The organism is Streptomyces sp. NPDC096040, assembly GCF_040303265.1.
In the GTDB taxonomy this organism is placed as follows: domain Bacteria; phylum Actinomycetota; class Actinomycetes; order Streptomycetales; family Streptomycetaceae; genus Streptomyces.
Map to the genome: position 1 here is coordinate 223754 of NZ_JBEOTA010000015.1, position 12422 is coordinate 236175.

Below are 12422 nucleotides of genomic sequence, written 5' to 3' on the forward strand. Positions count from 1 at the left end.
ACACCCCCCGCCCCGGGCAGCCTTCCAGCCCCGCTCCCGAAATCCCGGTGCCACGCCACCGCTCCCCGGCGACAATGACCCGGTGCGGTACCGAATTCTGGGTGTGACCCAAGCGACCGATGACCAGGGCACCCCCGTACCCATCGGCGGCCCCCGCCTCCGCGCGCTGCTCACCGCCCTCGCACTGCACCCCGGTCGCACCCTCACCCCCGAGACCCTCATCGAGGAGGTCTGGGCGGCGGACGACAACCCGCCGCAGGACGCCCCGGCCGCCCTCCAGGCCCTCGTCGGCCGGCTTCGCCGTGCCCTCGGCAAGGACACCGTCGTCTCCACCCCCGGCGGCTACCGCCTGGCCGCTGCCAAGGACGACATCGACCTCCACCTCTTCGAACGGCGGGCACGCGACGGCGCGGCCGCCCTCGCCGCCGCCGACCCGGCGACAGCCCACCGCGTCCTCACCGATGCCCTCGCCCTGTGGCGCGGCCCCGCCCTCGCCGACCTCCCCGACCGCGTGACGGCCGCCGCCCGCCCCGAGGCGCTCCGGCTGGAGGCCGCCCGCACCCGCGCCGACGCCGCCCTCCGCCTCGGCCGCGCCTCCGACGTCGTACCGGAGCTGACCGAGCTGGCCACGGCGCACCCGTACGACGAACCGCTGCACGCTCTCCTCATCCGCGCCCTGCGCGACACCGGCCGCCCGGCGGACGCCCTCGCCGCGTACGAGACCGCCCGCCGCACCCTCGCCGAAGGCCTCGGCACCGACCCCGGCCCGGAACTCCAGGCCCTGCACGCGTCGTTGCTGAGACAGGAGGCAACCCCGCTGGGCACACCCCCGCCCCGCACCGGCAACCTGCGTCCACGGCTTACCTCTTTCGTGGGCCGGGAACCCGAACTCGACGCGGTTCGTTCCGAATTGCACAGGGCCCGCCTCGTCACCCTCACCGGACCGGGCGGCTCCGGAAAGACCCGTCTCGCCGAGGAGGCCGCCGCCGGGCTCCCGCAGGCATGGCTCGTCGAGCTCGCCCCGCTCGACCGGCCGGAGGCGGTGCCAGGCGCGGTGGTCAGCGCGCTCGGTCTGCGCGAGACCGTGCTCATGACCAACGAGCTGGCGACCCCGCAGGCCGACCCCACGGCCCTGCTCGTCGAGTACTGCGCACGGCGCAGCCAACTCCTGATCCTTGACAACTGCGAACATGTCATCGAAGCGGCGGCCGCCCTCGCCGAGACCCTGCTCACCCGCTGCCCGGGGCTCACGATCCTGGCCACCAGTCGTGAACCCCTGGGCGTCCCAGGTGAGTCGGTGCGCCCGGTCGAGCCCCTCGTCCCCGAGCAGGCGCACCGGCTCTTCGAGGAGCGCGCCGCCACCGTCCGCCCCGACGCCCGTGGCGCGCCGGGCGACCGGACGGCGGTCGACGAGATCTGCCGCCGCCTGGACGGACTGCCGCTGGCCATCGAGCTCGCGGCGGCCCGGCTGCGGCTGCTGACACCCCGGCAGATCGCCGACCGGCTCGACGACCGCTTCCGTCTGCTCACCTCCGGCAGCCGCACGGTCCTGCCCCGCCAGCAGACCCTGCGCGCGGTCGTCGACTGGTCCTGGGACTTGCTCGACGAAGGGGAGCGCACGGTCCTGCGCGAGGTGTCCGTCTTCGCCGGCGGCTGGGACCTCACGGCGGCCGAGGCCGTGTGCACCGGTCCCGTCGCCGACCTCATCGGCACGCTCGTCGACAAGTCCCTGATCGTCGCCACCCCGGACATCCCGGACTGCACCGGCGGTATGCGCTACCGCATGCTGGAGACCATCCACGAGTACGCCGTCGAGCGTGCCGCCGAGGTCCCGGGGCTGCGCGCGGCGGCCGAGCGCCGGCACGGCACCTGGGTGCGCGCGCTGGTGGAGGAGGCGGAGCCGAAGCTGCGGTCCGGTGAGCAGCTGTCGTGGATCCGCCGCCTGGAGGCCGACCTCGACAACATCCGCGCCGCCCTCGACCGCGCGGTGTGCGCGGGCGACGAGGTGCTGGCGGGCCGGATCGTCCTCGCCGTCAGCTGGTTCTGGTGGCTGCGGAACTACCGCCCGGAGGCCATGGCCTGGACGGGCGCGGTGCTACGCCTGGGCGTCGCGCGGGACGCCCTGCCGGACGGCGCCGGCCCGGAGGAACTGCGTGCGCTGGCCGACGCGGCGGACCCGGTGGGCGCGCTGCTGGCCGCTCCGGACGGCGAGGCCGGGCATCCGCTGTACGAGCTGCGCATGGACCTGCGGATGTTCGACCTGTTCCTGGCGTCCGAGTCCTCCCCGGCCGGCCTGGTGGCGGACGAGCGGGCCCCGAAGTACGTCGCGTTGGTCCGGGGCGCCTTTGAGGCGGGCGGTCCCCGGGCGGCCCGGCTGCCCGGCATCATCTGGCCGCTGACCGCCTGGTTCCTGGGCGGCTCGGCGGACGTCGGCCCGGACATGGCCGCCGTCGTCGCCAACTGCCGGATGTACGGCGGCGACTGGGAGACCGGCGTCGCCCTGATGTACCGCGCCCATGTCATGGTCGACTCGCCCGGCAATCTGCGGGGCGTCGACGAGGACCTCGCGGAGCTGCGGATCCTCAGCAGGCGGGTCGGGGACCGCTGGATGCGGGCGCAGGTGTGCAGCGCGGCCGGCGAGGCGGCCATGGCGCGCGGCCTGTTCGCGGAGGCGGAGGCCGAGTACGACGAGGCGCTGCGACAGGCCCACGAGGTCGGCGCGTACGCCGAGACGCCGTTCCTGATCGCGCGGCTCGCCGAGATCGCCTACCGCACGGGCGACCGGGCGACCGCCCGGGCCACCCTGGACCAGGCGAGCGAGGCCTCCGACCGGTACGGGGTGGCGGAGTCGCAGGCGTTCGTGGCGCTGCTGCGGGCGCACATGGCTCAGCACGAGGGGGACCTGGCCCGGGCGCGCGAGTTCTGCGAGGCCGCCCGCGCTGCGACGCTGGGCGGTACCCCGCCACCGCAGTTCATGGCGGGATTCCGCGCGGTCGAGGCCCTGATCGCGGCGATGGAGCACGGCCCGCGGCAGGGGCTGCCGATCGTGGCCGGGGGGCTGCGCGAGGCGATGGAGTCCCGGTGCGCCGAGGTGATCACGGCGGCGCTGGTGGACGTCGGCGCCGACCTGTTGGCCCGGCTCGGCGATCTGGCGGGCGCGGTACGGCTGTTCGCCGCCACCGACCACTGGCGGGCGGGCGGCGTCCGCCCCGAGCCGGAGGGCGCACGCGCCGGGGAGATCGACGCGGCGGCCCGCGCGGTGCTGACCCCGGAGCGCTACGCGGCCGAGCGCTCGCTCGGTGCGTCCCTCACCGAGGAGGACGTCCTGCGCGAACTGAGCAGGACGCCGATGGACACCGGCACCGTTACCGGCAGGTGAACCTCGCGTCGGCCCAGTCGGCGAGCGCCACCGGGTCGAGACCGGTCTGCGGTTCGGCCACCAGCCGCACGGTCCGGTGCCCGGCGAGGTTCACATGGACGGGTACGGCGGCCTGCCCGCCCTCGACCGTCCCGGACCGCCACAGCCGCTCCCCGTCCGCGTAGACGGCGAAGGCGACCTTGCCGAGGCCGAGCGTCATGTCGTCGACGCCGGCCATCGCGTCGTAGGCGGTGCACTCGCGGTTGAGGTCGATGGTGACGGAGGACCGGCCGTGCACGGTGACGCCGTTCGCGTACTGCTCGCCGGCGACCGTCACCCAGTACCGCTGCCACACCCAGCTGCTCTCGCCGAGCCGCATCTCGGGCCGGGTGCCGTCGCCGGTGATGTCGAAGCGCAGCTCACTCCACTGGTAGACGACCGGAGCGGGCGGCGGAGTGGGCGTCGGGGTGGGGGTCGGCTTCGGGGCCGGGGTGGGCTTCGGAGTGGGGGTCGGCTTCGGCCTGGGGCTCGGGGCGGGCGTCGGAGTCGCGGTCGGGGTGGGTCTCGGGGTCGGCTCCGGGGCGAGGACGACCGGCTCGGGTTCCGGCTTCCTCTTCGGCGGGGCGGGGGCCGGCGTCTCGGGCTCGATGACCGGCGCGGACGGGGTGGGGCGGGCGACCTCCTTGGCCGGGTGGCTGTCGTTCACCAGGGCGAGGGCCAGCGCGGCGGCCGCCGCCGCGAGCACTCCGGCCGCGATCCCCGCCTTCACCGGCGCCCCCAGCCCCTCCGAGGCCGCGGCACCACCGGCACCGCCGCCCGCCCCGCCGGACGAACCACCCGCCGCGGCGGCCGCGCCCGCGGCCCCCACTCCGGCACCGCCGGCGACGATCCCGAGCGCCTTGGCGTACCCGGCGGCCCCGAACCAGCCGATGACCGCGACCGGTACGACGGCCGGGATACCGGCGGCGACCTCCTCGATCTGGGCCGCGGCCAGCCGGCACTTGGCGCACTCCTCCAGATGCTTGCGCAGCCCCCGCTCCGCGCGGATGCGCAGCTTGCGGCGGGCGTAGCCGCCGAGCTGGTCGGCGTAGCGGGCGCACTCCTCGTCGTCGATGAGGGAGGCGCTCACATGGGCCTGGAGGTAGGCCTGCTTCAGCCCCTCACGGGCCCGGCTGGCAAGGACACGCGTGCCGTTGGCGTCCAGCCCGAACAGGGTGGCCACCTCGCTCGGCGACTCGTCCTCGACCTCGGTGTGCCACAGCACGGCCTGCCAGCGCTCGGGCAGCGAACGGAACGCCTGCATCGCCATCGACTGCTCGGCAACGCGCATCGCGCGCACATCGGCACCGAGGTCCAATGTGTCATCGTCGGCGGCCTCGGAGGCGTGCGAGGCCTGCGCCGCGAACACCGCGAAGTCGCCGACCAGTTGCTCGCGCCGGGCCGACCTCACCCACTGCGCGGCGACCCGCCGTACGGAGGTGAGCAGATAGGCGCGCACGGCGTACTCGGGCCCGGCCCCACCGCGCACCGCCTGCAGCATCCGGGCGAACACCTCGGCGGTCAGGTCGTCCGCGGTGTGCCCGTCCCGGCAGCAGGTCCGCGCATACCGCCGTACCGCGTCCGCGTGCCGCCGGTACAACTCCTCGTACGCCGAGTCGTCGCCGCTTCGCATCCGCTCGATCAACTGGCTGTCTGCGGGCGGCAGCTCCCGGGGCGGTGGCAGCAGGCTCCCGCTCCGCTGTGCCGGAACGTTCCCTTCCGGCGGTTCGCCGACGGGTGGTACACCGGCCCGCCCGCCCTGACTGGGCACCTGCGGCCAGGTCGTTCCCTCGCCGGCGGACTCACCGGCGGACTCGTCCCACCCGTCATCGCTCATCGCGGAACGCCCCAGATGCCTGCCCAACCCGACCGGATCACCGGGTCAGACTGCCACATTGGCTTTTGTTCAGGCCCCCGAGCGACGGACGTACCACTCGTCCGAGCGCACTTGTCGGTGCGGTGCACTGATGATCACCCGGAAGGGGAAACATCAACGGGTGGGTCCACCCGCACCCGACCACGAAAGGCGCGCGGTTGGTGCGGGTGGCGATGACTCAGAGTTCACGCCGGCCGGGAACGCAGCCCCTCCAGCAGGATGTCCAGCAACCGCGACGAAGCCGCAGCCTGCTGTGCCGGATCCGGCAGCGAGGGCGCCGCCGTGGCGATCACCAGCAGCACGTCGGCCACCGAGACGTCCGCCCGCAACTCACCGGCCGTGCGGGCCCGTTCCACCAGCCGTCCGACAACCTCGAGCAGTGCGGCGGCTCCCGCGTCGTCCTCGGCGCCGGCCACCGGCTCCCGCTCCTCCGGAACCAGCCGCAACTCACCGGCACCCGGCTGCGTCCGCTGCTGCGGCACCCGAGCCTCCTCGGCCCCGGCCCCGGAACCGCCGACCTCCTCCGGCACCCCGACGCGCAGCACCTGCGGCGGCAGCAACCGGCCCGCCCCCGACGCCACCGAGGTCCGCAGGAAGCGCGACAGCGCCGACCACGGCTCGTCCTCCTGCCCGAGCGCGGACCGCGCCTGGTCGGTCAGCCGGGAGGTCTCCTCCTCGGCTATCCGCCGGACCAGCACGTCCTTGCTCGGGAAGCGCCGGTACACGGTGCCGACCCCGACCCGCGCCCGGCGCGCCACGTCCTCCATCGGCGCGCCGTAACCCAGCTCGCCGAAGACCTCGCGCGCCGCGCGCAGTACGTGCTCCAGATTGCGCTGTGCGTCCACCCGCAGCGGCGTCGTACGCGGCCCGTCGCCGCGTCCGTTGCCCGTCGCCGCGCTCACCGTTGCGCCGCCCGTCGCGAGGGCGGAGGCCGATGACCAATGTGTGTCCTGAATATGCATCTGTGTTCCCCCGGTTAATGATGTCTCCCCCCGGAGACTCTCCCCGCACTGAAGGCCGGAGCGAGCGGAACCGCGGCCGGTCCATGGACCGTCGGCCGGGCGGACCGCCCGTCGCGGACCGTTCGACCACATCCCCCACACCCCGTCGACACACGAACATAGTTGAGAGGCTGTCAATTCAGAAGGGGGACGTTCCGCACGGTGCGCCCCCCGATCGGAGTACGGGTCGCTTACCTCCCGATTCGTTGCCTTCGCGCCGCCTCGCCCGCCCCCGCTGACCTGGCCCCTTTCGTCCGCCCCAGGCCGCGCGCCCAGTGCCCCGCACAGCCGCCCGCCGGTCACACAAATTGCCGGGGCTGTGGACAAACAACAGTCACGGGTGCGTCATGGGATGGTGAAGGAACGTGCGCGCATTCTCGTTGTCGGCGGCGGCTACGTCGGGATGTACACGGCCCTGCGACTGCAACGCAGGCTGAAGCGGGAGCTCAGGCGAGGCGAGGTCGACATCACTGTCGTCACTCCCGATCCCTACATGACGTACCAGCCGTTCCTTCCCGAAGCGGCCGCGGGTTCGATTTCCCCTCGTCATGTCGTCGTACCCCTGCGCCGCGTTCTGGACCGGTGCCATGTCGTCATCGGCGAGGTGACGTCCATCGACCACGCCAAGCGCACCGCCGAACTCGCCACCCTCGCCACCGCCGAGGAGCGAAAAGGCGCCACCTTCCTCGAGTACGACGAACTCGTCCTCGCCCCCGGCTCGATCGCGCGCACGCTGCCCATCCCCGGTCTCGCCGAGCACGGCATCGGCTTCAAGACCGTCGAGGAGGCCATCGGCCTGCGCAACCACGTCATCGAGCAGATGGACATCGCCTCCTCCACCCGCGACCCCGCGATCCGCGACGCGGCCCTCACCTTCGTCTTCGTCGGCGGCGGCTACGCGGGCGTGGAGGCCCTCGGCGAACTGGAGGACATGGCCCGCTACGCCACGCGGTACTACCACAACGTCCAGCCCGAGGACATGAAGTGGATCCTCGTCGAGGCCACCGACCGGATCCTCCCGGAGGTCGGCCCCGAGATGGGCCGCTACACCGTCACCGAACTGCGCCACCGCAACATCCAGGTGCTGCTCGACACCCGCCTGGAATCCTGCGCCGACCGCATCGCGGTCCTCAGCGACGGCCAGCGCTTTCCCGCTCGTACGCTCGTGTGGACGGCCGGCGTCAAACCGCACCCCGTGCTCGCCGCCACCGACCTTCCGCTCACCCCGCGCGGGCGGCTGAAATGCACCGCCGAGCTGACCATCGACGGCGTCGACCACGCTTGGGCCGCGGGCGACGCCGCCGCCGTTCCCGACGTCACCGCCGCCGAACCCGGCACCGAGACCGCCCCCAACGCACAGCACGCGGTCCGTCAGGCCAGGGTTCTCGGCGACAACATCGTCCACGCGCTGCGCGGCGAACCCCTCGACACCTACGCCCACGCCTACGTCGGCTCCGTCGCCTCCCTCGGACTGCACAAGGGTGTCGCCCAGGCCTACGGGCGCAGGCTGAAGGGCTACCCTGCCTGGTTCATGCACCGCGTCTACCACCTGAGCAGGGTGCCCACCTTCAACCGCAAGGCCCGTGTGCTCGCCGAATGGACCCTCTCCGGACTCTTCAAACGGGAGATCGTCTCGCTCGGATCACTCGAACATCCCCGAGCGGAGTTCGAACTCGCGGCCGGTGGAAAGCCTCCTCAGAGTCCCTCCGACGACTCGAACGGGTCGTCCTGACGGAACTCAGGAACTCCACGGCCCGCCCCGGCGTCTGACGAATGTCGCCGCCGACGGCCACCCTGCCAGACTGCCCCCCGACCGAGCACAAGGCTTCTCCCCAGAACTGCACCGGGGGACTTCCCCCGCTCCCGGCCGCTCCCGTAGCCGGCCGGAGACGACGACACGAGGCAAGGATTCGTGAACTTCACGCGCTGGAGCGCCCGGCTCCCCGGAACGCAGCGCCGCGCCGCAGCGCGGACCGAGCACGCGGTCCCCCCGGACCGACGGGGGGAAGGCTCCGTGCCCGCCGCCCGCGTCGAACAACTGACCGACGACTCGCTCTGTGTGCCCGCCGTCGACGAGCTGCCCGCCCGTGACGTCCTGGACCACGTCCCAGCCCTGGTAGCCCTCGTCCACGGCTCCGACCACCGCCTCGCGTACGTCAACGACGCCTATACGACGGCCTTCGGCGTACGACCCCCGGGCGCCCCCGCCCGCGAGGCCCTGCCCGAACTGGCCGAACTCGGCCTCCTCCCCCTCCTCGACCAGGTCCTGCGCAGCGGCAAGCCCCGCACGTTGAAGTCACGCAAGGCGCTCGACGGCCGCACCTACACGTTCACCTGCACACCCGTCGCCGAGAACGGCGACCACGACGGCGGCGTCCTCCTCTTCGCCACCGACGTCACCGACCACGCCGAGGCGGCCGAGCGCCTGCGCGCCAGCGAGCGCCGCCAGCGCGAGACGGCCGTGACCCTCCAGCGCAGCCTCCTCCCGCAGGAACTCGAACAACCGGACGATCTACGGATCGCCGCCACCTACCAGCCCGGCGGCACCGAGGCCGCGGTCGGCGGCGACTGGTACGACGTCATCACCCTCGGCGGCGGCCGCACCGCCCTCGTCATCGGCGACGTGATGGGCCGGGGCGTCCGCGCGGCGGCCGTCATGGGCCAGCTCCGTACGGCGGTCCGCGCCTACGCCCGCCTGGACCTCCCCCCGCACGAGGTCCTCCAGCTCCTCGACGGCCTCGCCACCGAGATCGACGCCAACCAGATCGCCACCTGCGCCTACGCCGTCCACGACCCGAACGAGGGCCGGCTGGTGTACGCCTCGGCCGGCCATCTGCCGATCCTGGTCCGCGACGAGAACGGCACCGTGGTCCGCACCGACGAGCCGAACGGCCCCCCGCTCGGCACGGGCGGCTGGATCCACACGTCGGGCTCGGTACCGCTGGGCCCCGGCTCCACGGCCGTCCTCTACACGGACGGCCTGGTGGAACGCCGTAACGAGGACCTGGACGAGGGCATCGCGGCGCTCGAGCGCGCGCTGGCGGGAGCCACCGGCACTCCGCAGGTCGTCTGCGACCGCCTGGTCCGCTCGGCCGGCGTCACGGCCGACCACGACGACGATGTCGCCGTCCTGGTCCTCCAGCACCCGGCCCGCACGGGCCCGGACGGCGAGCTGTTCCGCAACGCGGCGCTGGAACTCCTCGGCGGCGTCGAAGCGGCGCCACGCGCGCGTGCGTTCGCCTCCGGCGTGCTCACCAGCTGGCGCTTCCCGGCCGAACTCCACGACCTGGGCGTCCTCGCCGCGAGCGAGCTGGTCGCCAACTCCCTCCAGCACGGCACCCCACCCATGCGACTGCGGCTCCGCCGCACCGACCGCCGCCTGATCATCGAGGTGACCGACGGCGACGACCACCTGCCGAGGAGGCGCCGCGCGGAACCGGGCGACGAGTCGGGCCGGGGTATCGCGATCGTGGCGACGATCGCTTCGGGGTGGGGGTCGAGAAGGACACCGGGGGGCGGGAAGGCGGTGTGGTGCGAGTTCGTGCTGCCGAAGGGGTAGGGGGTAGGGCCGGGTAGTACGTCGGCCGCGGGTGGTGGGGGCTGATCGCGCACTTCCCCGCGCCCCTAAACGGGCGCTGCACTCCCGCCGGCTATTTGGCTGCGGGCAGTCGTGCCGCTGGGGCGGCTCGGGTGGGCGCAGGCGGGACCCCGCCAACGCGGGCGAGCGAAAACGCCGCCCTCAGCCCACCCCTACGCGGACACGGACTCCGCAGCAGCTCCACCCCTCGCCACGACCACACTCTTCGAGGCGAGCCACGGCTGGTCCTGGGCGGTGGTCAGCCGCTGTCCGAGCCGGACCGCCAGCACACTGATCCCCAGCGAGAACAGCAGGAACGTCACGACGTACGGTGCATGCAGCGAGGCCCCCATCGGACCACCCACCGCCGGTCCGACCGCCAGCGCCAGCTGCTTGACCAGCGCGAACGCCGAGTTGTACTGCCCGGCCATCCCCGTGGGCGCAAGATCCGCCACCAGCGGAGCGACCGTCGGCGACAGCATCGCCTCACCCAGCCCGAACAGCGCGTACGTCGACACGAATGCGGCCGTCGCCATCTCCTGGCTGCCGTGTCCCAGCCCCGCGTACCCCGCCGCGACCCACGCCACGGCCCAGATCAGCCCGACCCCCGCGATCACCCGGGACCGCCGCCGACGCTCGACGAACTTGAGCACGGCGAACTGGGCGACCACGATCATCAGCGTGTTCGCGGCCAGCGCGGTCCCCAGCGCGGACGTCGATATCCCCGCCGCCTCGACGCCGTACGCGCTCAGCCCGGACTCGAACTGTCCGTAGCACGCGAAGAACAGCACAAAGCCCAGCACGCACAGCTGCACCATCGCCCGGTTCCCGAGCAACTGCTTCCAGCCGCGCTTGGCGGCAGCGGCCGGAGCGCCCGCGATCCGCGGCGCGTGCGGCATCCGTACCGTCGACATCACCACGACCAGCAGCAGGAACATCGCCGCCTCGATCGCGAACAGGAGCGTGAAGGAGGAGACCCGGGTCGTGTCGACCAGATGGCCGCCGATGAGGCCACCGACACCCAGCCCCAGGTTCTGCAGGAAGAACTGCGTCGCGAACGCCCGCGACCGGGTCTCCGCCGTCGAGCAGTCCACGATCATCGTCGCCAGCGCCGGCTGCATCACCGCCTGCCCGGCCCCGAGCAGCGCGGCCGCGGCCAGCACGGTCGCCGCATGGCCCGCCAGGCCCAGGCTCAGCGCCCCTATCGAGGCCATGACCAAGGCGGTGAGAAGGACCGGCAGCGGGCCGCCCCGCACGATCGCCCTGCCGGCGAACGGCAGGACGATCAGCGCGGCCACGGCGAAGACAGCGAGCACGAAGCCCGCTGTCATGGCACCGAGCCCTCGTACCTGCGCCACATAGACGTACAGGTAGGGGACGGTGAAGCCGAGCCCGAACGCGCTGAGTGCGTTCCCCACGTGGATCCGGCGCATCGCTGCGCCCATCGCCCTGGTCACGTTCACCTCTCTCAGGTCGTTAAGTCAGCGGACTGCTGAGGTCTGAAGACTTAGAAGCTAAAGTTCGAAGCTAAAGACTACATGGTGAAGGACTTCAACGCCAAGCTCGTTCGTGCGATACTTCGGGGATGGCCGACACCCCCGGCGCCGGCGAGCCGACACTCGACGAGCAGATCGCCGCCTACCAGCGCGAATTCCAGGACCTCGACCCCCAGGTCGAGAAGGTGGTCTCGGCGCTGTCCCGGCTCAACCGCCGGATGAACGTCGCCTACGGCCGCCAGACCGCGGCCCTCGGCATCAGCAACGCCGAGTGGGAGGTCCTCAAGGCCCTCGTCCTCTCCGGCGTCCCCTACCGCTTGGGTCCCAGCGACCTCGCCAAGCGGCTCGGTCTCACCCCGGCCGCGATGACCCACCGCATCGACCGGATGGTCGCCGAAGGTCTCGTCACCCGGGAGCGGGACGAGTCCAACCGCGTACGGGTGATCGTCGAGCTGACCACCGAGGGCCGCGAGAAGTGGCTGGAGGCCATGCGCCTTGCCTCCGTCTTCGAGGAGGATCTCCTCCAGGACCTCTCCCCGGGGGAGCGCGCCGTGCTCGGCGAGGTCCTCACCAGGCTGCTACGCCGCGTGGAGCACGCCCAGCCCGACGCCGGCGGTCGGCTCACCGACCTGGACTGACGCAGGTCACGGGGGCTGAGAAAAGATCTTGACAGGGGCCACTTGACACCCCCCTGCCCGACCCGTAAAGTTCTTCGGGTTGCCGCGGAGCCGTAACGGTTCTGCGACAGCACCTCCGCCGCATGAGCGGCATTCAAACCATCAGTACGATCTCCCGACCGGGTTGATTTCGGCGTCCCCGAATTCAATTCGATTTCGGGTCTCTGTGCTGTCCGGCCGAACCGCAAGGCTCGATTGGGCATCGCGGAGCGGATCCGCTAAGGTTTGAGACGTCGGAACGGCCCAACAGCCGTGAAGACAACCCCCTCTGACGGGGAATCAGACGCCGAAAGGATCTGATAGAGTCGGAGCCGCCGGAAAGGGAAACGCGAGAGCGGGAACCTGGAAAGCACCGAGGAAATCGGATCGGAAAACGGTCTGATAGAGTCGGAAACGCA

General features: G+C 72.4%; 7 protein-coding genes. 4 read left to right on the forward strand and 3 right to left on the reverse strand.

Annotated elements, in window-relative coordinates:
* Positions 1–82: 82 nt before the first annotated feature.
* Positions 83–3379 carry an AfsR/SARP family transcriptional regulator gene (locus tag ABTY98_RS22540; protein ID WP_352222700.1) on the forward strand — a complete coding sequence of 1099 codons (3297 nt, stop codon included), beginning with the start codon at positions 83–85 and terminating at the stop codon, positions 3377–3379.
* Here the strand turns inward: ABTY98_RS22540 and ABTY98_RS22545 are convergent.
* Together ABTY98_RS22545 and ABTY98_RS22550 are read right to left on the reverse strand one after the other, a co-directional pair.
* A complete protein-coding gene (locus tag ABTY98_RS22545; protein WP_352222701.1) occupies positions 3366–5234 on the reverse strand; it encodes a sigma-70 family RNA polymerase sigma factor in 1869 nt (622 codons plus the stop codon). The two genes, ABTY98_RS22540 and ABTY98_RS22545, sit on opposite strands and share 14 nt — an antisense overlap.
* 224 nt (positions 5235–5458) lie before the next feature.
* Entirely contained in the window at positions 5459–6235 is a 777-nt protein-coding gene (locus ABTY98_RS22550) for a TetR/AcrR family transcriptional regulator (protein WP_352222702.1), read from the reverse strand.
* Between the two features lie 391 nt (positions 6236–6626).
* On the opposite strand from ABTY98_RS22550, the gene ABTY98_RS22555 reads away from it, so the two are divergent.
* Together ABTY98_RS22555 and ABTY98_RS22560 are read left to right on the forward strand one after the other, a co-directional pair.
* A complete protein-coding gene (locus ABTY98_RS22555) occupies positions 6627–8006 on the forward strand; it encodes an NAD(P)/FAD-dependent oxidoreductase (RefSeq protein WP_352222703.1) in 1380 nt (459 codons plus the stop codon).
* A 180-nt stretch (positions 8007–8186) separates the two neighbouring features.
* Positions 8187–9833 carry an ATP-binding SpoIIE family protein phosphatase gene (locus ABTY98_RS22560; protein WP_352222704.1) on the forward strand — a complete coding sequence of 549 codons (1647 nt, stop codon included), beginning with the start codon at positions 8187–8189 and terminating at the stop codon, positions 9831–9833.
* Between the two features lie 191 nt (positions 9834–10024).
* Here ABTY98_RS22560 and ABTY98_RS22565 read toward each other — a convergent pair whose 3' ends face one another.
* Positions 10025–11284, reverse strand: coding sequence for an MFS transporter (locus ABTY98_RS22565; protein ID WP_352222721.1), 1260 nt, complete (start codon positions 11282–11284; stop codon positions 10025–10027).
* A 152-nt stretch (positions 11285–11436) separates the two neighbouring features.
* On the opposite strand from ABTY98_RS22565, the gene ABTY98_RS22570 reads away from it, so the two are divergent.
* Complete coding sequence (locus ABTY98_RS22570; RefSeq protein WP_352222705.1) at positions 11437–11985, forward strand: MarR family winged helix-turn-helix transcriptional regulator; 549 nt, start codon at positions 11437–11439, stop codon at positions 11983–11985.
* The last annotated feature ends 437 nt before the right edge of the window (positions 11986–12422 follow it).